Raw genomic sequence first — 25,936 nt, forward strand, 5'->3', positions numbered from 1 at the left:
GATTAATCTTTAAGCAGTGCGAGCCTATAGTTTCCTCACTGCCAGCGAGACTGGCACTCACCCAGGAGAAACCGAAATGAAGCCGCTGCACCTCGCCCTCGTTGCCCTGTCGCTCACCGCTGCTGTCGCTCACGCACAGCCGGCACCGGCAGACGCCGCTCAGCAACAGGCGAACCGCGTCGAAACCGTGAAGGCCGCCGGCCGCGTTGATCGTACGCAATCGAAGCAGGAAGACCCGAACGCCTGCGTCGGCCCCGTCAGCTTCTGCAACATCTACTTCGGCAGCTGAGCATGACGCCGCGTCGTCACGGCCAGGCCCGCACCGCCCGCATGACCTGCGCGGGCGAGCGGCGGCCCGGCCGATCGCGGCCCGGCCGATCGCCGCATCGCCGCTCCACCCCACGCCGCTTCGATTGAAGCGGCGCATGCCGTTTCAGGCGCCGCGCCCCGGCCGCCAGCCCACCTCGCGCAACGCATCCAGCAAGCGCGCCTGCCCCAGCCCTTCGACCCGCGCACCGCGCGACTCGACGTCGCCGCCCGCGACGAGCGCGTTCACGATCGCTTCCTCCACCGCTTCCGCCGCCGCGACGAACAGCGCGGAAATATGGTCGTTGTTGACCATCTTCACGCCGGTGGTCGGCGCACCCTTGCTGCCGTAGTTGGCCGCCGGCAGGCCGTCGTTGCCCGTTGCGAACGCAAGGAAGATGTCGCCGCTCGAATCCTCGGTGCCGCCGCCGACCCGCGCGAGCCCGACGCTGGCACGCTGCGCGAGCCGCGTGCATTGGTGGGGCAGCAACGGCGCGTCGGTCGCGATCGTCACGACGATCGAGCCCATCCCGGCCTCGCCCTGCGCGTCCGGCGCGCGGAACGGCGAAGGCACGTGCCGCAGCACTTCGCCGACCGGATAGCCGGCCACGCGCAGCATCTCGCGCACGCCGTAGTTCGCCTGGACGAGCGCGCCGACGGTCCAGCCGCCCGCATCGGCCGCGAGCACGCGCGACGCGGTGCCGATGCCGCCCTTGAACTCGTGGCAGATCATGCCCGTGCCGCCGCCCACGCCGCCTTCGGCAACCGGGCCCGTCTGCGCGGCGGCCAGCGCGCGCTGCACATGCGCGGCGCTCACGTGCTGCCCCCAGATGTCGTTCAGCAGGCCGTCATAGGTTTCCATCACGACCGGCATGCACCAGTACACGCGGCCCGCCGCCGCTTCGCGTTCGTTCGCGACGAGTGCATCGCGCACCGCGCCGACGCTGTGCGTGTTCGTATAGGCGATCGGCGTGGTGAGCAGCCCGGCTTCGCGGATCCATTCGAGCCCTGTTGCATCGCCGTTGCCGTTCAGCACGTGCACGCCCGCGAAACAGGGCGAATCGTGCGCGGCGCCCGCGCGCGGCTCGATGACGGTGACGCCGGTGCGGATCGATGCGTCGCCGTTCTCCTCGTTCAGCGTGCAATGTCCGACCCGCACGCCCGGAACGTCCGTGATCGCGTTGAAGCGGCCCGGTGTGCCGAGTCCGATGCGGATGCCGAGATCCCTCGTGCGCATGATGCAGTTCCTCCAGTCTTTCAGTGGTTCGGTATATCGGTGTTGCATGGTGTCGATCCGTCGCTCAGAGCGCGCGGAATGCCTCGCTGTGTCGCGCCCACACCCCGTACATCACGAGTGCGGCGACCAGCAGCCCACCGATGATGATCAGGTCGGTCGGCTTCGTTGACGTCGCCAGCGTCGTGTAGAGCGTGTACGCGGCGCCCGCCACCGCGACGAGCGGCGTCACGGGCCACAACGGCATCCGGTAATGATGCTCGACGTCGCGGCGCACGAACCGGCTCGCGAGCGCGGCCAGCCCGACGACCAGGTAGATCAGCAGCAGCAGGTCGACCGTGAACGCGGTCAGCTCGTCGAGGCTCGACACGAACACGAGCCCCGCCGACGGCACCGCCAGCGCGATCGTCGCGAGCCACGGCGATTCGAGACGCGGGTGGATCGTCGAGAAGGCACGGTTGCAGGTGCGCGACCAGAGCGCGTGCCGGCCGCTGCTGTACAGCAGCCGGCCCATCGTGATCACGATCGCGATGATCGCGTTGAACACCGACAGGAAGATCCCGCCGCTGACCACGCGTGACACGGCCGGGTTGCTGAGCGAACGCACGACATAGCCGATCGGGTCGGCACTCTTCGTCAGCTCGGTCAGCGACGGCGCGCCGAGCACGATCGCGGTGAGCGGAATCAGTTCGACGACGAGGATCACGAGCAGCGAGTAGATCACCGCCTTCGCGACGTTGCGGTTGCCGCCGCGCAGGTCTTCCGCGAGATACGCGGCCGATCCGAAGCCGTTGTAGCAGAAGATCGCCGTGCCGATCGCCGGAACGATCGCGGCCAGCGTCGCGGGCACGAGCGCGTTGCCGCTCGCGACGACCGGCGCGACCAGCGCGTCGGCGCCGCGATGCGGGGAACCGAAGCCGAGGCCCGCGATCAGCATCAGCACGCCGATCTCGACCACCAGGAACGCGCCCGTGATCCACGCGTTCGTCTTGATGTTCAGCATGCCGAGCAGGTAGCTGAGCAGCACGATCGTCAACGCGACCGACTGGTTGCTGAAGTGCGTGCCGAGCGCATTGTTCAGGTACGGCGCGGCGCCGCTCGCGAGCACGGCCGGGATGAACACGCTGACGGACAGCACCGTGATGAAGGTCAGGTAGCCGGGCAGCGTGCCGAACACGCGCTTGGCCATCACGTACTCGCCGCCCGCGCTGCGGTGCGCGGCGCTGAGTTCCGCGTAGCAGAGCGCGAACGCGAGCGCGAGCACGCCACCGAGCACGAACGACAGCACGGCGCCGCTGCCGGCCTGCTGGATCGCGAACGGCGCGATCACGAAGATCGAGCTGGCCGGGGTCACGCCCGATACGGTGATCATCACCGCATCGCGCACGCTGAGCGTCTGCGACAGCGCGCGCGGCGCGTCCTCCGTTGCAGGCGCCGCTTGCAGCGTGCCCGTCGATTCCGACATCATCGCCATTTCGTTTCTCCTGTTCCGCGCATTTTTGAACGCCCATACTCGGGCCCGACTGATTGCGTGGCAGTCTAGGAAGCCAATTTCAGGACTGCTATTCCCCCTTCGTGTTACGCCCTTCCGGTGGTGGTATGGATCGTCTCTTTTCCGAAATCGCGATGCACCAGGCGCTCGGCCGCGCAATCGATCATCTCGGCCAGCCGCGCTTCTGGCGCTTCCTGGTGCTGCTGCTCAATGAAATGGTGCCGTTCGACAACGCGCTCGCGACCGCGATCGGCCCCGACGGGGTGCCGCTCGTGCTCGAGGAGTACGACACGGGCGGCACCGATGCCGCGTCGCCCGTGCCGCTCTACCTGAACGGCGTGTATCTGCTCGACCCGTTCCTGCAGGCCGCGCACGACGGGCTCGCCGACGGCTGTTACCGGCTCGAGGAAGTCGCGCCCGACCTGTTCCGGCAGAGCGAGTATTTCCTCAGCTATTTCCGCGACGCGGTGGGCGACGACGAGATCCAGATCCTCGTGCGGCCGAGCGCCGACATGCTGCTGTCGCTGTCGCTCGGCGCGGGCACGCGTTTCGACGTCGAGCCGCTCGGCAAGCTGACGGCCGCGATGCCGTGGGTGCTCGCGGCGATCCGGCAGCACTGGCGGCTGGTGGGCGACGCGGCACGCGCGACGCCCGACGCCGATCTCGGCGCGCGGGTCGAGCAGGCACTCGCCCGCTTCGGCGCGGGCGTGCTGACCGATCGCGAGATGTCGATCGCGAGAATGGTGCTGCGCGGCAACTCGTCGAAGGCGATCGCCGAGCGGCTCGCGATTTCGCCGGAAACGGTGAAGGTGCATCGGCGGCACCTGTACGCGAAGCTCGGGATTTCTTCGCAGCCCGAGCTGTTCTCGCGCTTCATCCAGGCGCTGGGGGAAGACGCGGCCGGATGACCGCCCCGATCCGGACGGATGGCAACCGGCGGTCTTCACGTTCCTGCCGGAACCCGGCGCCACGGCGGGGAATGCCGGCGGCGCAGCGTCCGACATACGTGATTCAATGGAACGAACGGTTCTTTTTCGTATGCGTTGCCGCGGCGGCGCTGAGCGGCCTGCTGTCGCTGTTGCTGCTGTCGCTGTTGCTGCTGTTGCTGTTGCGACCGAAGGACAGGCAGGCGGCGAACGTCGAGCCGCCGCCGGCTGCGCGATAGCCGGCGCGCGAACGCCGCGCGATGCCGCTCACCCGGTTTTCGGGCAGCGGCACGCGCATGCGCGGCTCCCCGCTACCGCCACTTCGCGCCGAGTTGCGCGAGCCCGGCGTTCCGGAGATCGTCCGGCAACATCACCACGCGGAACTCGCAGTCGGCATTCAACATCAGGAACCACGGCTCCGCGAGCGCGGGGATCTGCGACGGGTCATCCACGTTGACGATCGCGACCGCCCCGCGACCGCCACCCTGCTCCGTGAAATACACGGCCTCCGGCTTGACCGCTTCGAGTATTCGAGAGATCACGTCGCCGACGCTGCCGTCCCGCACCAGCGTGTTGAACGGCTCGTGTGGGATTCGTATGTTGAGAAGCATGCGCATGACCATCCTCCTTGGGCGCCACCCGGCCTGGGCCCTTCAAGCATAGGTGCTGCGCGATGCCGCGCCAGTGGCGCCGAAAACGATTGCCGGCACGCCTTCACATTCCGACGATTCGACGACACCGCATCGCGCGCACGGCGTGCGCTCGCGCGATGCCGGCCCCGTCGAATCGGCCGCTCATGCCCCCGTCATTCGGAGACCGTATCGGCCGCCAGCCCGGTCGGCGCGATCGCCAGATGCAACGCCTGCCGCGGTCGCAGCGTCACGTTCAGCACCGCGCGCGGCGGCGCCATGCCGGGCGGCACCGACAACACGTAGCGCTGCAGGACCATGGCGGCCACGACCGTCATCTCGGTCATCGCCAGATGCTGCCCGAGGCACACGCGCGGGCCCGTGCCGAACGGCATCCAGGCGCCGCGCGGCAGCGCCGGCGCATCGTCGGCGAAGCGTTCGGGGCGGAACGTATCGGGCTCGGGGAACCATCGAGGATCGCGCTGCATCAGTTGCAGCGGCAGCATGAACAGCGTGCGCGCGGGAAACTGCCACGCGCCCAGCGCGATCGGCCGCGCTGCGCGACGGCTGATCAGGATCGGCGCGGACGGGTACAGGCGCAGCGTTTCGTCGAGCGTCTGCGACAGGTAACGCAACGACGTGCGCGTCTCTGAGGACGGCGCACGACCGCCCAGCACGCGGGACACCTCGTCGCGCGCGGCGGCTTGCACGGCCGGATTCGCGGCCATGCACCATGCCCACCAGGTCAGCGCCCCGGCGGTCGTCTCGTGGCCGGCCAGGAACGCCGTCACGCATTCGTCGTGCACGGCCCGCAGCGGCCATTTCCGCGCATCGGCCCGATGCAGCCGCAACAGGCGTGACAGCAGATCGTCGGGCCAGGTACGCTCGGGCCGGTCGAGGCGCGCATGCAGCTGCCGGTCGATCACCCCTTTCAGCACCGCCATCGCGCGTGCCGTGCGGCGCTTCCACGGCACCCAGCTCGGCGTGCTCACCGGCTGGTAAAACGCCGCGTTCGCCGCGGCGCTCACCACGCGCACCGCCTCTTCGGCCGCGCGCGCATCGCCGCCGATCGTATCGGAGAACATCGTGCGCATGATCACGTCCATCGCCAGCGACGTCAGCGCACTCTCGATCGGCCACTCCGGATCATGCGCGGGCCATTGCGCGAGCGCATGACCGGCCGTCGCCGCGATCGCCGGAACGAACGCCTGAACCGGCTTCGGCATGAAGCCGGGCTGCAGCGCCTGCCGCTTGTCGCGCCACGCATCGCCCTCGGCGACCAGCACGCTCTGGCCGTGGACCTCCGCGAAGACACGGATGGCGCGCTCCCAGCGCCCGAGCGCATCGTGGTGCGTGACCAGCAGCTCGCGCACGAGCGCCGGATCGGTCACGACCACGGCATGCTCGGGCCACACGCGCAAGTGCACGACGTCGCCATACGTGCGCTGCCAGTCGCCAAGCGCGCCGATCAGGTCGCGCGACATCGTGCGCAGCAACCCCCAACCCGTCAGGCCGGCGGGCGGCCCCGGCGGCCATACGCCGGGCGGGTGAAGCACGGGCGCCGCCGCAGCGGTGCCCGCGTGGAATGGACATTGGGAAGAGGATCGTGTGTTCATGTGCCGGATTCTCCGCATCGGTGCGGCGGCGGTCTTGAACGCAAACGACATCGACACGCGTTGGCCCCGTCCCTATACTGCGGCGTCATGTTCTCCGGCCCGCCATCGATTCCGCTGTCATGTCCCGATCCGCTTGCCCGCGCGCCTCGCGTCGCGGGCGGCGGGCGGCTGCCGCATGCGCGGCTGCATCCCGCGCCTGCCGCGCTGCAGGGCGCGGTGGTCGCGATCGTTCTGTGCGACTCGCGCGGCGTCGCGTCGAGTGACGCGCAACGGCTTTCGCATTTTCCGGCCACGCCGCTCGTCTGCGTGTCGTGGTACCGGGATCTCGACGTGGGCTTCATCGAGCCCGCCCCCGACGGCCCGCGGTGGCGCCCCTTCGGCGCGGCGGCGACGCTGTCGGGCAGCCATTCGTCTCCCACCGTCGCGTGGGCGCCGACGGGCGGGCTGATCGGCATGATCTGTTTCACCGCCGACGCCGCGCGGACGTTGTTCGGCATCGCGCTGCCGGACATCCACGACCGCGTGCTCGATGCACACGCGTGCCTCGGCCGCGACTGGCACCCGCTGCTCGATGCACTGCTCGGCGCGGATGGCGACGCGGACGTGCTGGCGGCGATCGATCGTCATCTCGCGCCTCGCTGGCGGGCGCTGCGGCCCACGACGCCGCTGTCTTCGCTTCGCAATGCGGGGCGCAGCTGGGTCGAGCGTCTTGCGCTGCAGGCACGCGAGTGGCGCGGCACGCACAGCCCGCGCCAGGTCGAACGCCGCATCAAGACCTACAGCGGCCGATCGCTGCGCGAATGGCAGGCGCTCGTCAGGACGGAAAGCGCGTTCTTCGCGGCGCGCGACCGGTTCGAAGCCGGCACCGCGTTCAACTGGGCGACGCTCGCGCTCGACGAAGGATTCGCCGACCAGGCGCACCTGAGCCGCGAGGTCAAGCGCATCACGGGATTCTCGCCGAGCGAATTCACGCAGCGCTTCATCGAAGACGAATCGTTCTGGATGTACCGGCTGTGGGTGTGACGCACGGCGGCGTCACGGCCCGGCCTCGCGAATGGCGCCATACATTCCAAGAGTAGAATGTTGGGCATTGACAGGCGCCATGCCTGCCCCGCCCGGTCACCCCGCCACCCGCACCATTCCAGGAGCCCGTGATTGAACCCGTCGTCGCCCGCCGAACGCAAAGGGGTCGCCCTTTATGCGCGGATTGCCAGCCTGCTTCGCGGACGAATCCATCAAGGCGAGTGGAAGCGCGGCGACCAGTTGCCGCCGATTCCCGAGCTGTGCGCGTTCTATCGGGCGGGCACGATCACGGTGCGCCAGGCGCTGGCCGAACTGAGCGCCGAAGGGCTCGTGAGCAGTGCCCGCGGGCGCGGCACGTTCGTCACGGCCGATGTCCTCTCTCCGCCGGATAACCCGGCGCTGCGCGCCGCGATCAACGATCCGCTGCAACTCGCACCCGGCCAGACCCTGCGCGTGCTGCTGCGCGAAGCCGTGACCGCGCTGCCCGCCGCGTTGCAGACGGGCCAACCCATGCGCGCCGCCTACATGCGGATCCGCACGCTTCAGCTGCACGACGGCGCGCCTTACGGCGTGATGGACAGCTACGTCGCGCGGGAAACCTACGACCGGTTTCCGAAGGGCAGCGACGCGCGGCGCAAGGTCGGCTATCTCGTCCGTCAATACAACCGTCTTCCGCTCGCGAAGGCCCGCCAGGAAATCACGGCCGCCTATGCGGACCAGGAGACGGCCGACCTGCTCGCGTCGGACGGTGCCGACTTCAGCATGGCCGACATGCTGATCCGCATGCGCCGCTGGTGGACCGACGGCGACGGCTGCATCGTCCATGCGGGGCTCTACCTGTATCGCGCCGACCGTTTCGTGCTCGACATCACGCATGATCTCGACGGTAACGACCGGAGCGCCGACTTGATCCCGTCACCGCGTGCCGGTACCCGGAAAGGCGCGCGCAAGCCGGCGGCCTGACCCGCCTGCCCTTCAAGCCGCCGCGTCGCCATCGCCGTCGCACATCGCCCCGTAGACCCAATGCCGCAGGTCGCGGCGAATCCGGTATGTCGTCGACGGTAGAAGCTGCGTCATGAACACCACGATCAGGTCTTCGGCCGGATCGATCCAGAAAGCCGTGCTGGCGCCACCGCCCCAGAAGTAATCGCCGACGCTGCCTGGCTGCATCGTCGCGGCAAGGTCCTGCGTCACGGCGAAGCCGAGCCCGAACCCGAGCCCCGGATACACGGCCTCGCTGAACGTGGAGCGCGACATCCGGTCGAGCGTCCGGCCGCCCGGCAGATGGTTGATCGTCATCAGTTCGACGGTCTTCGGGCTCAGGATCCGGTGCCCGTCGATCGAACCGCGGTTCAACAGCATCCGGCAGAAGCGCAGGTAATCGCCGGCCGTCGACACGAGCCCGCTGCCGCCCGAAGCCAGCGCCGGCGGCCGGCGAAACGCGCTGGTCGCCGGGTCGTCCTGCAGCACGAGAGCGCCATCCGGGCCCGGGCAATAACACGCGCACAGGCGCTCGGCCTGCTCGTCCGGCACGAAGAAACCGGTGTCGGGCATGCCGATGGGATCGAACAGCGCATGCTTCAGGTAGTCGGCAAACGGCTGCCCGGAGATCTTCTCGACGAGATAGCCGAGCACGTGCGTCGCGACCGAATAATTCCACTCATCGCCCGGCGAGTAGTCGAGCGGCAGCCCGGCCAGATCCGCGATCATGCCGTCGAGACCGCCCGGGTTGCCCGGTTCGCCGATCGCGAGTTCGCGGTACGCGGCATCGACGTTCGTCCTGGCCTGGAAGAAATACGACAACCCCGCCGTGTGGCGCAGCAGATCCACCATCAGCATCTCGCGCGCGACCGGCCGGGTCTGGAACCCGCCGAGGCTTCGTCCGCCGGCCACGGCGACGCCCAGGTCCTTCCATGCCGGGATCACACTCGACACGGGATCGTCGAGCGCCACCCGACCCTGCTCGACCAGCGTCATGAACGCGACGCTCGTGATCGGCTTGGTCATCGAATAGATGCGGAAAATCGCGTCCTCGCGCATCGGCTTCGCGCGCTCGACGTCCATGGAACCGACGACGTTCACGTGCGCCAGCTCGCCACGGCGATGGATCATCGTCACCGCCCCCGGCAAGCGCCCGGACGCCACGTACCGTTCGTTCAGCCGCATGTCGAGCGCTTTCAGCCGCTGCGACGACAAACCCGGATATGCCACCTTGGTCATGCCCCTGCTCCTCTTTCCACTTCGGTCTCGACGCGCCGGAACCCGCGCCCGCCTCGCTTCGGGCAGCGCGCTTGTCCGGTCCAAACATTCTAACGATAGAACTATATCATTTTGAAGAATGCGCGAACCGGCGCGACGCGTCGGCAACATGCGGCGCGTCTCATGTGGGCCGGTTGCCCGATTCGAGGCGCGCGGGCATGATGTCGCGAACCCTGGCGGCTGCCTTGCGAACCCCGTTTCCCCCGTCGCATTGCGAATGCGCCGGCCGGGGTGCGTTTCGCACACGGCTGCCCCTTCCCACCTCAGCCCGCTTATGTCACTCCGCGCCTTCAGAACGCTGGTCGCCATCGCCCGATACCGGACTTTCGCGCGCGCCGGCGAAGCCATCGGCCTCACGCAATCGGCGGTGAGTCTGCAGATCAAGACGCTGGAAAGCGAATACAACGTGCAGTTGTTCGATCGCTCGCGCCGGCAGCCGGTACTCACCGAGGCCGGCAACATCCTGCTCGCGCAGGCCGAGCAGGTGCTCGCGCTGGTCGACCGGATTCCCGATGCGCTCAGCGACGAGAAGAAGCTCGTCGGCCGCCTGCGGATCGGCGCGATCCAGACCGCGCTGTCGGGCCCGCTGCCCGACGCGCTGCTCGCGCTGCGCGCTGCGCATCCGGGGCTGCGCGTGCACGTGTCGGCCGGCATGTCGGCCGAACTGGCGAACCGCGTCGCGGCCGGCGAACTCGATGCGGCGATCACGACACGCCCCGTGCGCCCGCATCCGGCGGAACTCACGTGGACCACACTGTACGAGGATCGCTTCTGGCTGCTCGCGCCGCCGGACCAGGCGGAACGCGACGCGGGCACGCTGCTCGGCGCGCTGCCGTTCATCCGCTTCGATGCGCAGGCCTGGGCCGGCCGCATGATCGCCGCCGAACTGCGCCGCATCGGCGTGCGGGTGCGCGAGGAGATGGTGCTGGACAGCGCGGAAACGATCGCGCGCATGGTCGCGCGAGGGCTCGGCGCGGCGATCGTCGCACTCCCCGATTCGACGCTCGCGCGCCTGCCGCCCGTCACGCGCTTGCCGTTCGGCCAGCCGCAGATGGGGCGCGCGGTCGTCCTGCTCGAACACCAGTCGCGTCCGGCCGAACGTTTCGCGCGCGCGCTGGCGGCCGAAGTCACCGCGTCATCGATGAGAATTTCTCATTGAACACCCGATAATTAACCATTATTCCTGTTGCTTGCGCGTGTTAACTTGGCGCCATCGTCACTCTTTCGCTTGCGTGTCGCCATGTTGCCCGCCGGATGGATGCCCGCCTCGTTCCGCCGTTTTGCGTACCAGCCGCTCGCGGCGGCCCGCACGGCCTGTACGGTCACCCCGCCTCATGTGAAGGCGCCCCGATGATCGGCCCGATCCTGCTCGCGCTGGCGCCTGTCGCGCTGCTGGTCGCGTGCGGCCACGGCCTGCGGCGCACGGGCTTCATCGCCGACGCCTTCTGGCCGCAGGCCGAGCGGCTGTGCTACTACGTGCTGCTGCCCGCGCTGTTCACGGACGGCCTCGCGAACGCGCGGCTGCAGGCGCTGCCCGTTTTACCGCTTGCGGCGGCGCTGGTCGGTTCGACCGCACTCGCCGCGGCGCTTCTCCTGCTGGTTCGCCCGTTCGTGCGGGTCGACGGCGCCGGCTTCACGTCGGTGTTCCAGGGTGCCGTGCGCTTCAACAACTATGTCGGCACCGCGCTCGCGGCCGGGTTGTTCGGCGCAAAAGGCATCGCGCTCGCGGCCGTGTGCGTCGCGGCGATCGTCCCGACCGTCAACCTGATGTGCGTGCTCGTATTCGCGCGCTACGGCAGCACGCGGCTCGGCGCGGCGGCCCTCGTGCGCCAGATCCTGTCGAATCCGCTCGTCGTCGCGTGCGCGCTCGGGATCGCGATGCAGGCCGGCGGCGTCACGTTCCCGGCGGCCGTCGAGCCGGCCGTGCGCGCGCTCGGCGCCGCGTCGATGCCGCTCGGCCTGCTGTGCGTGGGCGCGGCACTGAAATTCGATGCGGCGCGTGCGTGGCTGCAGCCGGTCTGCGTCGCGTCGGCGTTCAAGTTCATGGCGATGCCGCTCATCACGCTCGCCGCCGGCCGCCTGTTCGGGCTCGGCGATGCCGCGCTGACGGTCGCACTGCTGTTCCAGGCGCTGCCGACGTCGTCGGCGTCGTACATCATGGCGCGCCAGCTCGGCGGCGACGCGCCGCTGATGGCCGGCATCACCGCGTTCCAGACGATCGCGGCGGCGCTCGCGATGCCCGTCGTGCTGACCGCGCTCGCGTCGGCACCCGCGTTTCGCTGACGACGCAACGACCTCCCATTTCCTCCTGAATCCAGCCTGCACGCGGGCCATCGCGCGATTCGGCATGACCGGCCGCGCGCGCTCGTTCACGCGTTGCCGCAGGCGCTCACCGAGAAACCCCGTCACATGAACGCACCCGCCCCACCCGCCGCCATCGCCGCCACCCGGCCGCACGCGGCCGTCTACGTGAAGCTCACGCTCGTCGCGCTGTTCTGGGGCGGGACGTTCATCGCGGGCCGGATCCTCGCCGCGACGATGTCCGCGACCTCGGCAGCCACCGGCCGCTTCGCGATCGCCGCGCTGATGCTGGTCGTGCTCACGTGGAAGATCGAGGGTGGGCTGCCGAAGCTGAGCGGCCGCCAGGTCGTGACGACCTTCGGCCTCGGCGCGACCGGCATCTTCCTGTACAACGTGTGTTTTTTCGCGGCGCTCGCGCGGATGCCGGCAGGCCGCACCGCGCTGTTCGTCGCGTTGAACCCGGTCGCCACCGCCGTGCTGCTGTCGATCGTCGTGCGCGGGGAACGCCTGTCGCTATCGCGCTGGGCCGGCATCGCCGTCGCGCTGTTCGGCGCGCTGGTCGTGATCAGCCGCGGCGAATGGCTGCGGGTGCTGACCGATCTCGGCAACACGTTCGGTGCCGGCGAACGCTTCATGCTGTGCGCGGTGCTGAGCTGGGCCGCCTATACCGTGATCGGCCGGCGCGCGCTCGACGGGCTGTCGCCGCTGGCGGCGACGACGTATGCGGCACTGTGGGGCCTCGCGCTGCTGGTCGTCGCGCACCTGTTCGGCTCGCCCGCCGGCAGCGGCACGCCGCTGACGTGGCAGGCCGTCGCGTCGATGCTCTATCTCGGCGCGATCGGCACGGTGGTCGCGTTCGTCTGGTATTCGCAGGGCATCCGCGAACTCGGGCCGGCCCGCGCGGCCGTGTTCACCAACCTGGTGCCCGTGTTCGGCGTGCTGCTGTCGGTCGCGCTGCTCGGCGAGCCGTTGTCGCCGTCGATGCTGGGGGGCGGTGCGCTCGTGATCGCGGGCGTCGCGCTCACCAATCGCGCCAAACGCTGATCGATGGGCGGGCGCGACGCGCACTCGGGGACGGATGTCGAATCCCGGAACGACGCGCGGCGGCGATCACGGCCCATTGCGTGACGCAGACGGGCGGCCGATACCGATACGCCCCGATACGCCCCCGATATGCCCGCCGATACGCCCGCCGATACGCCCCCGATGTTCTCGCAGCCCCGCCAAAAACCGCCTATCGTGAATGGAGCGCTCCGTTTGTCGCCATTCGACCCTGCGTCGCTCGCACCGGCGACGGCGCCGCGCTCCGGCACCATTCATCGCGATCCCGGCGCACGCTCGCCCGTGCACGATCGCGGCCGCCCACCGGATTACAGGAGGCCCTCATGAAAGCCGCGCTGCTCGTCAGCTCCGCCCTGCTCGCCATTGCATCCGCATCGGCGTCGGCTCAAGGCTCGATCACGAAAGTCGAAAACGGTTCGCTCGTCGCCGCGAACGGGATGACCGTCTACACGTTCGACAAGGACAAGGCCAACGCCGGCACCAGCGCGTGCACGGGCCAGTGCGAATCCTTCTGGCCGCCCTACAAGGCCAGCGCGACCGACGTTCCGGTCGGGCCCTACACGATCGTCAAGCGCGACGACGGCAGCCCGCAATGGGCATACAAGGGCAAGCCGCTGTACTTCTTCTCGAAGGACATGAAACAGGGCGACCGCAACGGCGACAACTTCAAGGACATGTGGCACGTGGTCGCGCCGTAAGCGTCGTTACGCCGCGCGGACGTAAAAAACCCGCCCGGATCGTCGATCCGGGCGGGCCTGCTCGCGATCGCGCCGGCCGCGTTGCACCGTCCGCCCGCAGGCGGCCGGTTCATGCGGCCGGGTAGCGCATCAGCGGTTCGACGGGAAGCTGAACACCGTTCCTTCGCGCACGCCGGCCGACGGCCAGCGCTGCGTGATCGTCTTGCGCTTCGTGTAGAAACGCACGGCGTCCGGGCCATACGCATGCAGGTCGCCGAACAGCGACCGCTTCCAGCCGCCGAACGAGTGGTAGGCAACCGGCACCGGCAGCGGTACGTTGATGCCGACCATGCCGATCTGGATGTTGTCGCTGAAGTAGCGCGCGGCCTCGCCGTCGCGCGTGAACAGGCACGTGCCGTTGCCGTACTCGTGCGCGTCGATCAGCGCCATCGCCTCGTCGAGCGACTTCAGGCGGATCACGCCGAGCACGGGCCCGAAGATCTCGTGCTGGTAGATCGGCATGCCGGGCTTCACGTTGTCGAACAGGCACGGGCCGAGGTAATAACCGCCGTCGTGGCCGTCGACCTTCACGCCGCGGCCGTCGACGACGAGCGTCGCGCCCGCCGCCACGCCGGCGTCGACGAAGCCCGTCACCTTCTCGAAATGCTGCTGCGTGACGAGCGGGCCCATGTCGACGCCCGCGCCGTTGCCCGGGCCGACCTTCATCTTCTCGATCTCGGCCTTCAGGCCCGCCACCACCTTGTCGCCCGTCTCGTCGCCGATCGCGACGACCAGCGGAATCGCCATGCAGCGTTCGCCGCACGACCCGTACGCGGCGCCCATCAGCGCGTTCACCGCGTTGCCGATGTCGGCGTCCGGCATCACGACCGCGAAGTTCTTCGCGCCGCCGAGCGCCTGCACGCGCTTGCCGTGCGCGCAGCCGGTCGAATAGATGTATTCGGCGATCGGCGTCGAGCCGACGAAGCTCACGGCCTTCACGCGCGGGTCGGTCAGCAGCGTGTCGACCGCTTCCTTGTCGCCGTTCACGACGTTCAGCACGCCCGGCGGCAGGCCCGCTTCGAGCGCGAGCTCGGCCATGCGCAGCGTCGACGACGGCGTGCGCTCGGACGGCTTCAGCACGAACGTGTTGCCGCACGCGACGGCCATCGGCCACATCCACAGCGGCACCATCACCGGGAAGTTGAACGGCGTGATGCCGGCCGCGACGCCGAGCGCCTGGAACTCGCTCCACGAATCGATCGCGGGGCCGACGTTCTTGCTGTGCTCGCCCTTCAGCAGCTCGGGCACGTAGGTCGCGTATTCGACGTTCTCGATCCCGCGCTGCAGTTCGCCCATCGCATCGGCGAGCACCTTGCCGTGCTCGGCCGTGATCAGCGCGCACAGTTCGTCGGCGTGTTCCTCGAGCAGCGTCTTGAAGCGGCTCATCACGCGGGCGCGCTTCAGCGGCGGCGTGTTGCGCCAGGCCGGGAACGCCGCCTGCGCGGACGCGATCGCGGCTTCGACGGTCAGCTTGTCGGCGAGCGCGACGCTCTTGTGCGATTCGCCGGTCGCCGGGTCGAACACCGGCTGGACGCGGCTGCCGCCGTCGACGCGCTTGCCGTCGATCAGGTGGCCGACGGTGGAGGTCACATTGCTGTCGTGTTTCATCGTTGAGGCTCTTTCGTGAATTCGGTTGTCGGTCGGTGCGCGCCGCGGCTCAGTCCACTTCGTTCAGTGCGTCGGACAGCGCGTTGACCAGGTTGTCGATCTCGCGCTTCTCCGAGACGAACGGGGGCGCCAGCTGGATCGTGTCGCCGCCGTAGCGCACGTAGAAGCCCTTCGCCCAGCAGCGCATCGCGATCTCGTACGGGCGCCGTGCCGGCTCGCCCGGCAGTGCCGCGATCGTCAGGCCGGCAGCCAGCCCGTAGTTGCGGATGTCCGCGATATGGCGCTGGCCCTTCAGCCCGTGCACGGCCGCCTCGAAATGCGGCGCGAGATCGCGCACGCGGGCCACCGCGTCTTCCTTCACCAGCAGGTCGAGCGCCGCGACGCCGGCCGCGCACGCGACCGGATGCGCCGAATACGTGTAGCCGTGCGGGAACTCGAGCATGTACTCGGGGCCGCCCGCGGCCATGAACGTGTCGTAGATTTCCTTCGTCGCGACCACGCCGCCGAGCGGCTGCGCGCCGTTCGTCACCTGCTTCGCGAAGTTCAGGATGTCCGGCACCACGCCGAATGCGTCGGCGCCCGTCATCGCGCCGGCACGGCCGAAGCCCGTGATGACTTCGTCGAAAATCAGCAGGATGTCGTGCGCGGTACAGATGTCGCGCAGGCGCTTCAGATAGCCCTTCGGCGGCACGACCACGCCCGCCGAACCGGAGAACGGCTCGACGATCACGGCCGCGATGTTCGACGCGTCGTGCAGCGCGATCAGGTCGAGCAGGCGGTCGGCCAGCTCGGCGCCGTGCTCGGGCATCCCGCGCGAGAACTTGTTTTCGGCGAGTTGCGTGTGCGGCAGGAAGTCGGCGTCGATCCCCTGGCCGAACAGCTTGCGGTTCGGCCCGATCCCGCCGACCGAGATACCGCCGAAGTTCACGCCGTGATAACCCTTCTCGCGGCCGATCAGGCGCGTCTTCGTGCCCTTGCCCTTCGCGCGCCAGTACGCGCGGGCCAGCTTCAGCGAGGTGTCGGCCGCTTCCGAGCCCGACCCCGTGAAGAACACGTAGTCGAGGCCGGCCGGCGTCAGTTCCTTGATCTTGTTGGCGAGCTCGAACGATTTCGGATGGCCGAACTGGAACGCCGGCGCGTAGTCGAGCTGCGCGACCTGGCGGCTCACGGCTTCGACGATTTCCGTGCGGCCGTGGCCGAGGCCCGTGCACCAGAGGCCCGACAGGCCGTCGAAGATCTTGCGGCCTTCGGCGTCCGTGTAATACGCGCCCTTGCCCGACACGATCATGCGCGGGTCGGCCTTGAACTGGCGGTTGGCCGTGAACGGCATCCAGTGCGCGTCGAGCCACGCGGCATCGGTACGGATGGTCGTGTCGTCCTGCTGCGCGGCGGTGGTGATGTCGGTCATGTCGGTCGGCGCGGCGCGCCCCTCCTTCTTGTGATGATGTTGCGCATTGTCGGGAGGCCAATTAGTCTCTTCAATATCGCAATATCAATGTTCACTTGCGCAACTATGCAAGCAAAGAAACCGAAGAGCCGCGCGCTGCTCGGGCAGCTCAGCGACATGGATCTCCGCCTGCTGCGGGTCTTCAAGGGCGTCGTGCAGTGCGGCGGGATGGCGGCGGCCGAACTGGAACTGAATATCGGCATCTCGACGATCAGCCGGCACGTGAAGGACCTGGAAACGCGCGTCGGCCTCGTGCTGTGCCGGCGCGGCCGCGCGGGTTTCACGCTGACGCCCGAGGGGCAGACCGTGTACGAGGAGACACTGCGGCTGCTCGCGTCGATGGAAGCGTTTAGAAGCAGGATAGACGGCATTCACGACCGGATGGGCGGCGAATTGCATGTCGCGGTGTTCGACAAGACGGCCACCAACGCGAACGCTCGCCTCGGCGACGCGATCCGCCAGTTCGCCGACGAAGCGCCCGACGTCGCGCTGAACCTGCATGTCGCGTCGATCAACGAGGTCGAGCGCGGGATCATCGACGGCAGCTACCAGGTCGGGATCATTCCCGCGCACCGCAACTCCGGCAGCCTCGTGTATTCGGAGCTGTTCGACGAACGGATGCTGCTGTACTGCGGCCGCCAGCATCCGCTTTACGACGCGCCGCACGGCAAGCTCACGTGGACGACGATCCGCAACCATGCGTTCGCGGGGCTCGGCTTCCATTCGCCGAACATGGAGCTGAGCCACCGCGCGAAGCTCACGCGCAGCGCGACCGCGTCGGATCAGGAGTCGATCGCGACGCTGATCCTGTCCGGCCGCTACCTGGGCTTCCTGCCCGACCATTACGCGGAAAGTTTTGAAAACAAGGGGCTGATGCAGCCGATCGCGCCGCACCGGTTCAATTACCGGTGCCGGTTCGTGAGCCTGCTGCGGCGCTCGCCGCGGCCGTCGCGGGCCGCGCTGCTGTTCCAGTCGTGTCTGGAAGCCGCGCACGCGGCGACGGCACGGCCGGCGGCGTAGGCGACTCACGCAAAGGACCGGGCTCCCGGCCGCCCGTCGTGCGGCAGCGTGCCGGCGATGAAGGGACCGACAAGCGCGGCGGCGGCACCAGCGCCCCGCCCGGTCGCCCGGTCACACGCCGTCGAACCGGTCGCGCGCGCGGTCGGCTTGCGCTTGCGCGCGGCTGCGCTTCACGAAATGCGTCGCGACCAACGCCGCGCCAAAACCGGACATCGCACCGACGCCGAGCGCCCAGCGCGGGCCGAGATGGTTCGCGACCCAGCCGGCCACCGGCGCGCCGATCGGCGTACCGCCGAGCGCGACCGCGAGGCGCAGCGCCATCACGCGGCCGCGCATCGCCGGCTCGGTGGACAACTGCATCAGGCTGTTGGTCGAGTTCATGAAGGTGATCGCGGCGATCCCGGTCAGCACCAGCGCGGCGGCGAACAGCCAATAGCCCGGCGCCAGCGCGGCGAGCGTGCAGCCGAGCCCGAACAGCGCCGCGCCGAACCACAGATGCCGGAAGCGCGGCTGCTCGCGGCGCGCGGCGAGCAGCGCGCCCGACACCGTGCCGACCGCCATCATCGACGACAGCACGCCGAACCCGCGCGCATCGACGTGGAACACGCTGGCCGCCATCGTCGAGATGAACAGCTGGAAGTTGAGCCCGAACGTGCCGATCAGGAACAGCATCACGAGGATCGCCTTCAGGTCGTCGCGCCGCCACACGTAGCGGAACCCGTCGAGCAGGCCGCCGCGCGAGCGACCCGCCCGCAGGTTCGCGCGCAGTTCGTCCTCGCGGAGCAGCAACAGCGACACCAGCACCGCGAAGAAACTGAGCCCGTTGGCGACAAACGCCCAGCCCGTGCCGACCGACGCGATCATGAAACCCGCTGCCGCCGGGCCGATCATCCGCGCGGCGTTGAACGACGTCGAATTGAGCGCGACCGCGTTCGCGAGTTCGCGATCGCCGACCAGTTCGGCGACGAAGGTCTGCCGCACGGGCGCGTCGAACGCCGCCGCGCAGCCGAACAGGAACGCGAACACGTAGACATGCTCGAGCCGCGCGAAACCCGTGACCGTCAGCGCGCCGAGCACCAGCGCCAGCACGCCCATCAGCGCCTGCGTCACCATCAGCAGCTTGCGCTGGTCGAAGCGGTCGGCCGCGTAGCCGGTCCACGGCAACAGCAGCAACTGCGGCCCAAACTGCAACGCCATCACCGTGCCGACGGCCGATGCGTCGTGATGCGTGAGCTGCGTAAGGACGAGCCAGTCCTGCGCGGTGCGCTGGACCCATGTACCGATGTTCGACACCAGCGAACCGATCGCCCACACACGGTAGTTGAAACTGCGAAGCGAGCGGAACACGCCCGCCGCCGGCACGCTCACGGCCGCTCCCGGTCGGGCTCGTTGCCGCCGTGCAGTTCGCCGAAGTGCCGCGCGAGAAACAGTCCGAGCGCGAGGATGCCGAGGCCGAACGCCGCGGCATCGGCCGTGACCCGGAGGTCGAAATCGCCCACTCGGCACACCAGCACATAAGCCATCACGAGGTTCGCGACGCCCCACACGACATTCACGGTGGACGACGACAACCCGCGCCCGGGCGGATTCGCGAACGGGGTCTGGAATGGCTCGCCGCGCAATCCGCTGACGAGATGCGGCACGACGTTCGCGAGGAACGCGCCGCCGAAGAAGTACGCGACGAGATGCGGGAAGTTCATGTTCGGGTTGTCCTTTCGGCAAGCGGGCGGATGCGGTTCAAGGGCGCGGCGTTTCCTGGAATTCGGCGAGCCGCTGCAGCAGCTTCACGGCGGACGCGAGCTCGGCCTGCTCGGCCGTGGACAGTTGCGCGTGCAGCGCGCGGAACAGCCAGTCGTCCTTGGCCGCGCGGTTGGCCTGCAGCGCCTTGCGGAAACCGGGCGTGACCGCGATCAGCGTCTGCCGGCCGTCGGACGGATCGGGCTCGCCGCTGACGGCGCCCAGCGTCTCGAGCGTCGCGACCGTCACGCGCATCGACTGCGGGCGCACGCTTTCGGCGCGCGCCAGGGCCGATACGGTCGCGGGGCCGTCGCGGTCGAGCCGCAACAGCACCGACTTCTGCGATGACGTGAGGTCGTTCGGGTGGATCTGCTCCCGCATCCGCCGCATCAGCTTGCCGACCGAGATGCGGAGTTCGCCGGCGAGACCGGCCAGTGGGAGCGCGTCGGAGGGAGGTAATGGCGGGTTCATGAATTCAAGATAGCAGATGTACAGTCAAACTGTACAGTTTAGCTGCATATTTCATCTTGTAAGGATCGTCCCTTCGCCTGCGCTCGAGCCGATGCGAAACGTCGCGTTCGGCCGCGCAGGCCGGCTCTGCGATAATGCGGGCTCCCCATTTCCGCTCCGCTTCCCGCCATGACGCAGCCGTCCGCTCCGCTCTCCACCGACCTGCCGCCGATCTCGTGCCTGCCCGGCGACGCGCTGCCGTGGCTGCCGATGAGCGCCGACCTGCCCGGCCTCGCAATCAAGTACCTGCACATCAACGCGGCCGAGGATACGCTCACCGCGCTGCTGAGGATGCCGGCCGGCGGCACGCTGCCGCGCCATCGCCACGACGGCGAGGTATTCGTCCATACGCTGCAGGGGGCGTGGCGCTACCTCGAATACGACTGGATCGCGCACGCCGGCTCGACGGTGCTCGAACCGGCCGGCTCGGTGCATACGCCGGAAACGCTCGGCGCGCCGGGCGAGGACGTGATCACGCTGAACGTGATGCGCGGCGATCTGGTGCTGCTCGACGACGAAGGCCGCGAAACCGCGCGCGAGAACTGCCGCGTCGCGCTGCTGCGCCAGCGCAAGCATGCGCGCACGGTGCCGGGCGACGCGGCGCCGTTCGTCACGCGGTAACACTGGCGGCATCGCCGCGTCGCGATCCGTGTCGTGCCGGCTCGCGCCGATGTGCGGATGGCAGCCGGCGCCCTTCGGCAACGTCCCCGGCCTGCCCGCGCATTACCGAAACCGCCGGAAAAACCGCCGGACATCGTCGGCCAGCAGATCCGGCTCCTCCATCGCGGCAAAATGGCCGCCGCTCGGCATGTCGGTCCACTGCACGACGTCGAACACCCGTTCGAGCCAGCTGCGCGGCGGGCGGCCGATTTCCTTCGGAAAACGCGCAAACGCGACGGGCACCGCCACGCGCTGCCCGGCCGCGAAGCGCATGGGCTGCAGCCGGTTTTCCCAATACATCTGCATCGACGAGCCGATGCAACCGGTGAACCAGTACAACGAGATGCCGGTCAGCAGCGTGTCGTGCGAAAACCGCCGCGCCAGGTCGCCGTCGCAATCGCTCCACGCGCGGAATTTCTCGGCGATCCACGCGGCCAGCCCGGCCGGCGAATCGTTGAGCGCGACGGCGAGCGTCTGCGGCTTCGTCATGTGGACATGCGCGTATCCGCCTTCCAGCGCGGCCCACTCGCCACGCTGCGTCACGAACGCGCGTTCCTCGTCGGTCAGCGGCAAGGCCGCGTCGGTCGGCGGCTCGTAGCTGCCGGGCAGGAAGTTCAGATGGAGGCCGTCCACCACGTCTGCATGCCGCGCGCCGAGCGCAATCGACACGCCTGCGCCGAGATCGCCGCCTTGCGCGCCGAAGCGGCGATATCCGAGACCGGACATCAGTGCCGCCCAGCGGTCGGCAACCTGAAACGCGGACATGCCGGGTGCGGCGGGCGCCGGCGAGAACAGGAAACCGGGCAGCGACGGCACGACGACGTCGAACGCGTCGTCCGGATCGCCGCCGAACGCCGCCGGGTCGCAGAGGCGATCGATCAGCGCGTCGAATTCGAAGACGGAGCCGGGCCAGCCGTGCGTGATGACGAGCGGATAAGGCCTCGGCCCGACGCCGCGTCGATGGATGAAATGCACGCGCTGCCCGCCTGCGTCTGCGACGAACTGCGGCAGCCGGTTCAGCGCACGCTCCGCCGCACGCCAGTCGAAGCGTTCGGCCCAGTACGCGGTCAGCTCGCGCAACCAGGCGCCGTCGACGCCCTGCTGCCACGGCGCTGCGGGGGTCAGCGCCGGTGCGCGCATGGCGCGCAGGCGCCGGCGCAGGTCATCGAGCGCGTGATCGGGAATCGCAATGTCGAACGGGGCGGTGTGCATCGGGTCTCCTCGCGAGGCGGGTCGACGAGATTCTGCGCGATTTTTCCGGCGCGCGCAGAGCGGCTCGCGCACACGCGTCAGCCCGCCTCCCGCTCGCCCGACCGCTCATCCGCCCGCGCGTCGCGCCGCACCGCCTGCGGCGGCACGCCGAACCCGCGCACGAACGCCTCGCGCATGTGCCGCCGGTCGCGAAAGCCGTTTTCCTTCGCAATCACGTCGAGCGAATGGCGGCTCTGCTCGATCATCAGCCGCGCGGACTCCAGCCGCAGCCGCTCGATCGCCTTCGCGGGCGACTGCCCCGTCTCGAGCGTGAACACGCGGCTGAACTGGCGCGGGCTCAGGTGCACCGCTTCGGCGAGATCCTCGACGGTCAGCGCGCGGCCGAGATGCTGCCGCGCGTAGTTCAGCGCGTTCTGGATCCGGTCGGATTTCGGCGCGAGATCCAGCATTTCCGAATGCTGCGACTGGCCGCCGGCCCGCCGCTGGTGCATCACGAGCTTGTGCGCGACCGACCGGGCGGCATCCGCGCCCAGGTCCTTTTCCACCATCGCGAGCGCGAGGTCGAGGCCGGCCGTCATCCCGGCCGACGTCCAGATCGGGCCGTCGACGATGTAGATCCGGTCTTCCTCGACGCGAATCTCCGGGTAGTCCCGCTGCAGGTCGCGGCCGAACGCCCAGTGCGTCGTCGCGCGGCGCTGCGCGAGCAGCCCGGCCTCGGCCAGCACGAACGCGCCCGTGCAGATGCCGGCGATCCGCCGCGCGCGCGCGTTGGCGCGGCGCAGGAACGCGACGACGCCGGGCGGCGCCGGCGACGCGACCGGATCGTTGACGCCCGCGACGATCCACGTATCGACGGCAAGCTGCCCGCGCAGCGCGTGCGTGGCGACCGGCAGCCCGAGCGACGAGCGCACGTCGCCACCGTCGACCGAATAGTTGCCCATCACGTAGAACGGCTCGCTCATGCCCATGTTCGCGTACTCGAACACCGACTGCGCGGCGAGCGCCATGATCTGGAAGCCGTCGCTGATCAGAAAACCGATGCGGTGCATGTGCGTTCTCCCGTCCCCGGCCAGTGAATTGGCCCGATGTCCTGAATCATACCCATCTACGTCATTTGCGTCACAGCGATTCACGGCCAGAATGGCTTCACGCCATCCGGCCAATCCCATCGAAACGGAGCACATCATGACGCAAGCACATCGCGGTACCGCCCTCATTACCGGCGCCTCGTCGGGCATCGGCGCCGTCTACGCGGACCGCCTCGCACGCCGCGGTTACGACCTGATCCTGGTCGCCCGCAACCGCGACCGGCTGGCCGCCCTCGCCGACCGCATCACGAACGACACGCAGCGCAGCGTCGAGATCGTCGACGCCGACCTCAACGACCGCGCGGCCCTCGCCGCCGTCGAGGCGAAGCTGAAGCAGGATGCGAGCATCACGCTGCTCGTGAACAATGCGGGCGTCGGCACGCACGCGCCGCTGCTCGACAGCGACGTCGACGCGATGACCCGGATGATCGACCTGAACGTGACATCGCTCACGCGCCTCACCTACGCGGCGGTGCCCGGCTTCGTCGCCCGCGGCCGCGGTGCGGTGATCAATATTTCGTCGATCGTCGCGATCTCGCCGGAAACGCTGAACGGCGTGTACGGCGGCACGAAGGCGTTCGTGCTCGCGTTCAGCCAGTCGCTGCACCACGAACTCGCCGACAAGGGCGTGCAGGTGCAGGCCGTGCTGCCCGGCGCGACCGCCACCGATTTCTGGCAGACGGCCGGCCTGCCGCTCGAGCATCTGCCGAAGGAAATCGTGATGTCGGCGTCCGACCTGGTCGACGCGGCGCTGGTCGGCTTCGAGCGCGGCGAACTCGTGACGATCCCGTCGCTGCATGCGGGTGACGAATGGGACGCCTACGAGGCCGCGCGCCGCACGATGGCCCCGCACCTGTCGGCCGATACGCCCGCGCCGCGCTACGCGACGGCACGCTGACCGCCCGACGTCCCGCAGATCGAAGGCAGCAAGCGCGGCGCCCTCCGGGACGCGCCGCGGAACCCGGTGACAGGCAGCGAATCGCTGCCGATCGTCCCGGGGTCCGCGGCACGTTTCCCGGCACGTGCCGATCGGTGGATTCGTCTGCCGAAACATGCACCGGATTCGTTCCCGATCGGCGCAAATCGCGCATACCGACAGACGATTCCGGTTCGCTTGCCACGCATTCCGCGCAACAGTAAGCTCTGCGATTGCAGTCCCCAAGCGGCCTCGTCCGACCGGCATTCGTCCGATCACGAGGGCAATCGTCCGTTGCAAACTCGACCAAGCGGGTCCGTATGTTCATCACCGAGACCGGCGACGCGCCGGCCTCCGCGCGCGGTTCGGCCAACCTTCCGCCCGCGCTCCCGCCCGTGCCGGAACTGGCCACCGTCTGTCGTGTCGCGCGGGCGCATTTCGGTGCCGCCGGCGCGTTCATTGCGCACGCGGATGCCGATGCGCCACGCGTGCTCGCCGTCGACGGCGCGCTGCCCGATCCCCTTTTCGCCGATGGCTTGCCACCCCGGGTCGAGCCGGACCCGGCCGCCGATGCGCGGTTCGTGCCGGACGACACGAACGCGAATGCGGACGCGAATGCGAACGGGCAACGCGACGGCGGCCCGCCTCGCGCGCCGGGGATCGTCGCGGCCTGCGAACTGGCCGCGCCCGATGGCGCGACGCTGGGCATGCTGTGCGTCGTCGACGATGCGCAACGCACGCTCGACGCGACGCAACGCACGCTGCTCCGCGACCTCGCCACGCTGGCCGCCAGCGCACTTTGCCGCGCGACCGAAGCCGCCGCGTTGCGCGAACGGCTCGGCATCGTCGAGGAACACAGCACGCTGACCACGCTCGCGCTCACCGAAAGCGGCACCGGTGTGTGGGATCGCAACGTGGAAACCGGCGAGATCCATTACTCGCCGGCCTGGAAGGCGTTGCTCGGCTACGCGCCGCACGAGCTCGGCACCCGGATCGAGGATGCGTACGAACGGCTGCATCCGGACGACGTCGACGACGTGAAAGCCGCGATGCTCGCGCACTTCGAGCGCCGCACCGACCGCTACGCGGTCGAGCACCGCATCCGTTGCAAGGACGGCACCTACAAATGGATCTGCAGCCGCGGCAAGGTGATCACCCGCGACGCCTACGGCCGCGCGCTCCGCATGGTCGGCACGACCACGGACATCACCGCGCTGCGCGAGCTCGCCACGCGGTTGCGCGACTCGGCCGCGCTCGTCACGGATCTCACCGACCAGGTTCCCGGGCTCGTGTTCCAGCTGCGGCAAACGGCCGACGGGCACCGCTTCTTTACCTACGCGAGCGCGGGTGTCAGCGACATCTATGAACTGACGCCCGAGCAGGTCGCCCACAGTGCGGAGGCGGTCGAGACGCGGATTCATCCGGCCGACCTGGTCGCCTATCGGCTGTCGCTGCACGAGTCGTCGGTGCGGCTGACCCCGTGGCGCCTCGAATATCGCGTGCTGCTGCCGGGCCAGGGCCTGCGCTGGCGCGAAGGCGATGCGCGCCCGCAGCGCACGGCCGACGGCGGCACCGTGTGGCACGGCTTCATCACCGACGCGACCGACCGCAAGCACATCGAGGCCGAGCTGCACCGGATGGCCACGACCGATCACCTGACGCAACTGTCGAACCGCCACGCGTTCATGCGGCAAAGCGAAGCCGCGCTGCGCAACGTGCGCACGACCGGCCTGGCCGCCGCGGTGCTCATGCTCGATCTCGATCACTTCAAGGCGCTGAACGACCGCTGGGGCCACCCGGTCGGCGATCGCGCGCTCCGGCATTTCGCGCGGCTTCTGCTTGCGGAAACCGGGCCCGACGGGATCGTCGGCCGGGTCGGCGGCGAGGAATTCGCGGTCGTGCTGCCGAAGGCGGATCTCGACACCGCGCTGGCATTCGCGCAACGCGTGCAGCAACGCGCGATAGCGGCGCGGCTGATGCACGAGGACCAGCAGGTCACGCTGACCGTCAGCATCGGCATCGACGCAATGCGGGCGTCGGACTTCGGCGCGTACCAGCCGCTGTCACGCGCCGACAAGGCGCTCTATCTCGCGAAGGAACGCGGCCGCAACCGGATCGAGGTGTATCGGGCGTAGCCGACTCGACGTCGCACC

General features: G+C 69.1%; 25 protein-coding genes. 12 read left to right on the top strand and 13 right to left on the bottom strand.

Annotation, left to right across the window (positions count from 1 at the left end; all coding sequences use genetic code 11):
- Positions 1-76 precede the first annotated feature (76 nt).
- Positions 77-289 (top strand): hypothetical protein, encoded by a 213-nt coding sequence (locus VK92_RS01135; protein ID WP_048023078.1) that lies wholly within the window; start codon positions 77-79, stop codon positions 287-289.
- A 144-nt stretch (positions 290-433) separates the two neighbouring features.
- On the opposite strand, the gene VK92_RS01140 is transcribed toward VK92_RS01135, so the two are convergent.
- Both VK92_RS01140 and VK92_RS01145 read right to left on the bottom strand, forming a co-directional pair.
- Positions 434-1,543, bottom strand: coding sequence for a DmpA family aminopeptidase (locus tag VK92_RS01140; RefSeq protein WP_042974866.1), 1,110 nt, complete (start codon positions 1,541-1,543; stop codon positions 434-436).
- A 64-nt stretch (positions 1,544-1,607) separates the two neighbouring features.
- Positions 1,608-3,014 carry an APC family permease gene (locus VK92_RS01145; protein ID WP_021159199.1) on the bottom strand — a complete coding sequence of 469 codons (1,407 nt, stop codon included), beginning with the start codon at positions 3,012-3,014 and terminating at the stop codon, positions 1,608-1,610.
- Between the two features lie 125 nt (positions 3,015-3,139).
- On the opposite strand from VK92_RS01145, the gene VK92_RS01150 reads away from it, so the two are divergent.
- Positions 3,140-3,940, top strand: a complete 801-nt coding sequence (locus VK92_RS01150; RefSeq protein WP_048023079.1) for a helix-turn-helix transcriptional regulator — start codon at positions 3,140-3,142, stop codon at positions 3,938-3,940.
- Between the two features lie 103 nt (positions 3,941-4,043).
- Here the strand turns inward: VK92_RS01150 and VK92_RS41425 are convergent, their stop codons facing one another.
- The 3 genes from VK92_RS41425 to VK92_RS01165 all read right to left on the bottom strand — a co-directional run bounded on the left by VK92_RS41425 (position 4,044) and on the right by VK92_RS01165 (position 6,203).
- Positions 4,044-4,256 carry a hypothetical protein gene (locus VK92_RS41425; protein WP_156187225.1) on the bottom strand — a complete coding sequence of 71 codons (213 nt, stop codon included), beginning with the start codon at positions 4,254-4,256 and terminating at the stop codon, positions 4,044-4,046.
- Positions 4,257-4,269: 13 nt separating this feature from the next.
- Positions 4,270-4,575 (bottom strand): Panthothenate synthetase, encoded by a 306-nt coding sequence (locus tag VK92_RS01160; protein ID WP_021159202.1) that lies wholly within the window; start codon positions 4,573-4,575, stop codon positions 4,270-4,272.
- Positions 4,576-4,763: 188 nt separating this feature from the next.
- On the bottom strand, positions 4,764-6,203 hold the full coding sequence (locus tag VK92_RS01165; RefSeq protein ID WP_048023170.1) for a cytochrome P450: 1,440 nt from the start codon (positions 6,201-6,203) through the stop codon (positions 4,764-4,766).
- A gap of 87 nt (positions 6,204-6,290) precedes the next feature.
- Here VK92_RS01165 and VK92_RS01170 point away from each other — a divergent pair, with 87 nt between their 5' ends.
- Both VK92_RS01170 and VK92_RS01175 read left to right on the top strand, forming a co-directional pair.
- A complete protein-coding gene (locus VK92_RS01170; protein ID WP_048023083.1) occupies positions 6,291-7,226 on the top strand; it encodes a helix-turn-helix transcriptional regulator in 936 nt (311 codons plus the stop codon).
- Between the two features lie 132 nt (positions 7,227-7,358).
- On the top strand, positions 7,359-8,189 hold the full coding sequence (locus VK92_RS01175) for a GntR family transcriptional regulator (RefSeq protein ID WP_048023085.1): 831 nt from the start codon (positions 7,359-7,361) through the stop codon (positions 8,187-8,189).
- 12 nt (positions 8,190-8,201) lie between these two features.
- Here the strand turns inward: VK92_RS01175 and VK92_RS01180 are convergent, their stop codons facing one another.
- Positions 8,202-9,446, bottom strand: coding sequence for a serine hydrolase domain-containing protein (locus VK92_RS01180; protein ID WP_048023086.1), 1,245 nt, complete (start codon positions 9,444-9,446; stop codon positions 8,202-8,204).
- Between the two features lie 313 nt (positions 9,447-9,759).
- On the opposite strand from VK92_RS01180, the gene VK92_RS01185 reads away from it, so the two are divergent.
- The 4 genes from VK92_RS01185 to VK92_RS01200 all read left to right on the top strand — a co-directional run bounded on the left by VK92_RS01185 (position 9,760) and on the right by VK92_RS01200 (position 13,546).
- Entirely contained in the window at positions 9,760-10,644 is an 885-nt protein-coding gene (locus VK92_RS01185; RefSeq protein ID WP_048023088.1) for a LysR substrate-binding domain-containing protein, read from the top strand.
- A gap of 191 nt (positions 10,645-10,835) precedes the next feature.
- Positions 10,836-11,768: an AEC family transporter gene (locus VK92_RS01190; protein ID WP_048023089.1), complete on the top strand. Its 933-nt coding sequence runs from the start codon at positions 10,836-10,838 to the stop codon at positions 11,766-11,768.
- Between the two features lie 126 nt (positions 11,769-11,894).
- The gene (locus VK92_RS01195) at positions 11,895-12,830 is read left to right on the top strand and encodes a DMT family transporter (protein ID WP_048023172.1); all 936 of its coding nucleotides are present in this window, start codon (positions 11,895-11,897) and stop codon (positions 12,828-12,830) included.
- 341 nt (positions 12,831-13,171) lie between these two features.
- Positions 13,172-13,546: a COG4315 family predicted lipoprotein gene (locus VK92_RS01200; RefSeq protein ID WP_021159211.1), complete on the top strand. Its 375-nt coding sequence runs from the start codon at positions 13,172-13,174 to the stop codon at positions 13,544-13,546.
- Positions 13,547-13,675: 129 nt separating this feature from the next.
- Here VK92_RS01200 and VK92_RS01205 read toward each other — a convergent pair whose 3' ends face one another.
- Together VK92_RS01205 and VK92_RS01210 are read right to left on the bottom strand one after the other, a co-directional pair.
- Positions 13,676-15,193, bottom strand: coding sequence for a CoA-acylating methylmalonate-semialdehyde dehydrogenase (locus VK92_RS01205; RefSeq protein WP_021159212.1), 1,518 nt, complete (start codon positions 15,191-15,193; stop codon positions 13,676-13,678).
- A gap of 49 nt (positions 15,194-15,242) precedes the next feature.
- On the bottom strand, positions 15,243-16,601 hold the full coding sequence (locus VK92_RS01210) for an aspartate aminotransferase family protein (protein WP_048023091.1): 1,359 nt from the start codon (positions 16,599-16,601) through the stop codon (positions 15,243-15,245).
- A gap of 105 nt (positions 16,602-16,706) precedes the next feature.
- Here VK92_RS01210 and VK92_RS01215 point away from each other — a divergent pair, with 105 nt between their 5' ends.
- Positions 16,707-17,660, top strand: a complete 954-nt coding sequence (locus VK92_RS01215; protein ID WP_021159214.1) for a LysR family transcriptional regulator — start codon at positions 16,707-16,709, stop codon at positions 17,658-17,660.
- A gap of 111 nt (positions 17,661-17,771) precedes the next feature.
- Here VK92_RS01215 and VK92_RS01220 read toward each other — a convergent pair whose 3' ends face one another.
- From VK92_RS01220 to VK92_RS01230, 3 genes are read right to left on the bottom strand one after another with little or no spacing between them, the layout of a single operon-like run.
- Positions 17,772-19,028: an MFS transporter gene (locus tag VK92_RS01220; protein ID WP_048023093.1), complete on the bottom strand. Its 1,257-nt coding sequence runs from the start codon at positions 19,026-19,028 to the stop codon at positions 17,772-17,774.
- On the bottom strand, positions 19,025-19,360 hold the full coding sequence (locus tag VK92_RS01225) for a hypothetical protein (protein WP_048023095.1): 336 nt from the start codon (positions 19,358-19,360) through the stop codon (positions 19,025-19,027). Before VK92_RS01225 ends, VK92_RS01220 begins: the two co-directional genes overlap by 4 nt.
- Positions 19,361-19,397: 37 nt before the next feature.
- On the bottom strand, positions 19,398-19,868 hold the full coding sequence (locus VK92_RS01230) for a MarR family winged helix-turn-helix transcriptional regulator (protein WP_048023097.1): 471 nt from the start codon (positions 19,866-19,868) through the stop codon (positions 19,398-19,400).
- 168 nt (positions 19,869-20,036) lie between these two features.
- Between VK92_RS01230 and VK92_RS01235 the strand changes: the two genes are divergently transcribed.
- Positions 20,037-20,528 (top strand): 2,4'-dihydroxyacetophenone dioxygenase family protein, encoded by a 492-nt coding sequence (locus VK92_RS01235; RefSeq protein ID WP_048023098.1) that lies wholly within the window; start codon positions 20,037-20,039, stop codon positions 20,526-20,528.
- Positions 20,529-20,630: 102 nt separating this feature from the next.
- Here the strand turns inward: VK92_RS01235 and VK92_RS01240 are convergent, their stop codons facing one another.
- Positions 20,631-21,779 (bottom strand): epoxide hydrolase family protein, encoded by a 1,149-nt coding sequence (locus VK92_RS01240; protein ID WP_048023100.1) that lies wholly within the window; start codon positions 21,777-21,779, stop codon positions 20,631-20,633.
- 77 nt (positions 21,780-21,856) lie between these two features.
- A complete protein-coding gene (locus tag VK92_RS01245; RefSeq protein WP_048023102.1) occupies positions 21,857-22,828 on the bottom strand; it encodes a GlxA family transcriptional regulator in 972 nt (323 codons plus the stop codon).
- Between the two features lie 136 nt (positions 22,829-22,964).
- On the opposite strand from VK92_RS01245, the gene VK92_RS01250 reads away from it, so the two are divergent.
- Positions 22,965-23,765 (top strand): SDR family NAD(P)-dependent oxidoreductase, encoded by an 801-nt coding sequence (locus tag VK92_RS01250; RefSeq protein ID WP_048023173.1) that lies wholly within the window; start codon positions 22,965-22,967, stop codon positions 23,763-23,765.
- A 725-nt stretch (positions 23,766-24,490) separates the two neighbouring features.
- Positions 24,491-25,918: a sensor domain-containing diguanylate cyclase gene (locus tag VK92_RS01255; RefSeq protein ID WP_414016678.1), complete on the top strand. Its 1,428-nt coding sequence runs from the start codon at positions 24,491-24,493 to the stop codon at positions 25,916-25,918.
- The last annotated feature ends 18 nt before the right edge of the window (positions 25,919-25,936 follow it).

Origin of the sequence: Burkholderia sp. LK4, assembly GCF_001043615.1 — a bacterium.
Classification (GTDB): Bacteria; Pseudomonadota; Gammaproteobacteria; order Burkholderiales; family Burkholderiaceae; genus Burkholderia; species Burkholderia cepacia.

Excerpts from the sequence above, each read along its gene's own strand:
- VK92_RS01200 (WP_021159211.1), top strand. The coding sequence starts at position 13,172 with ATGAAAGCCGCGCTGCTCGTCAGCTCCGCCCTGCTCGCCATTGCATCC.
- VK92_RS01145 (WP_021159199.1), bottom strand. The coding sequence starts at position 3,014 with ATGGCGATGATGTCGGAATCGACGGGCACGCTGCAAGCGGCGCCTGCA.
- VK92_RS01150 (WP_048023079.1), top strand. The coding sequence starts at position 3,140 with ATGGATCGTCTCTTTTCCGAAATCGCGATGCACCAGGCGCTCGGCCGC.
- VK92_RS01185 (WP_048023088.1), top strand. The coding sequence starts at position 9,760 with ATGTCACTCCGCGCCTTCAGAACGCTGGTCGCCATCGCCCGATACCGG.
- VK92_RS01160 (WP_021159202.1), bottom strand. The coding sequence starts at position 4,575 with ATGCGCATGCTTCTCAACATACGAATCCCACACGAGCCGTTCAACACG.
- VK92_RS01170 (WP_048023083.1), top strand. The coding sequence starts at position 6,291 with ATGTTCTCCGGCCCGCCATCGATTCCGCTGTCATGTCCCGATCCGCTT.
- VK92_RS01165 (WP_048023170.1), bottom strand. The coding sequence starts at position 6,203 with ATGAACACACGATCCTCTTCCCAATGTCCATTCCACGCGGGCACCGCT.
- VK92_RS01230 (WP_048023097.1), bottom strand. The coding sequence starts at position 19,868 with ATGAACCCGCCATTACCTCCCTCCGACGCGCTCCCACTGGCCGGTCTC.
- VK92_RS01225 (WP_048023095.1), bottom strand. The coding sequence starts at position 19,360 with ATGAACTTCCCGCATCTCGTCGCGTACTTCTTCGGCGGCGCGTTCCTC.
- VK92_RS01245 (WP_048023102.1), bottom strand. The coding sequence starts at position 22,828 with ATGCACCGCATCGGTTTTCTGATCAGCGACGGCTTCCAGATCATGGCG.
- VK92_RS01240 (WP_048023100.1), bottom strand. The coding sequence starts at position 21,779 with ATGCACACCGCCCCGTTCGACATTGCGATTCCCGATCACGCGCTCGAT.
- VK92_RS01250 (WP_048023173.1), top strand. The coding sequence starts at position 22,965 with ATGACGCAAGCACATCGCGGTACCGCCCTCATTACCGGCGCCTCGTCG.
- VK92_RS41425 (WP_156187225.1), bottom strand. The coding sequence starts at position 4,256 with ATGCGCGTGCCGCTGCCCGAAAACCGGGTGAGCGGCATCGCGCGGCGT.
- VK92_RS01140 (WP_042974866.1), bottom strand. The coding sequence starts at position 1,543 with ATGCGCACGAGGGATCTCGGCATCCGCATCGGACTCGGCACACCGGGC.
- VK92_RS01135 (WP_048023078.1), top strand. The coding sequence starts at position 77 with ATGAAGCCGCTGCACCTCGCCCTCGTTGCCCTGTCGCTCACCGCTGCT.
- VK92_RS01210 (WP_048023091.1), bottom strand. The coding sequence starts at position 16,601 with ATGACCGACATCACCACCGCCGCGCAGCAGGACGACACGACCATCCGT.
- VK92_RS01215 (WP_021159214.1), top strand. The coding sequence starts at position 16,707 with ATGCAAGCAAAGAAACCGAAGAGCCGCGCGCTGCTCGGGCAGCTCAGC.
- VK92_RS01195 (WP_048023172.1), top strand. The coding sequence starts at position 11,895 with ATGAACGCACCCGCCCCACCCGCCGCCATCGCCGCCACCCGGCCGCAC.
- VK92_RS01180 (WP_048023086.1), bottom strand. The coding sequence starts at position 9,446 with ATGACCAAGGTGGCATATCCGGGTTTGTCGTCGCAGCGGCTGAAAGCG.
- VK92_RS01205 (WP_021159212.1), bottom strand. The coding sequence starts at position 15,193 with ATGAAACACGACAGCAATGTGACCTCCACCGTCGGCCACCTGATCGAC.
- VK92_RS01235 (WP_048023098.1), top strand. The coding sequence starts at position 20,037 with ATGACGCAGCCGTCCGCTCCGCTCTCCACCGACCTGCCGCCGATCTCG.
- VK92_RS01190 (WP_048023089.1), top strand. The coding sequence starts at position 10,836 with ATGATCGGCCCGATCCTGCTCGCGCTGGCGCCTGTCGCGCTGCTGGTC.
- VK92_RS01255 (WP_414016678.1), top strand. The coding sequence starts at position 24,491 with ATGCTGTGCGTCGTCGACGATGCGCAACGCACGCTCGACGCGACGCAA.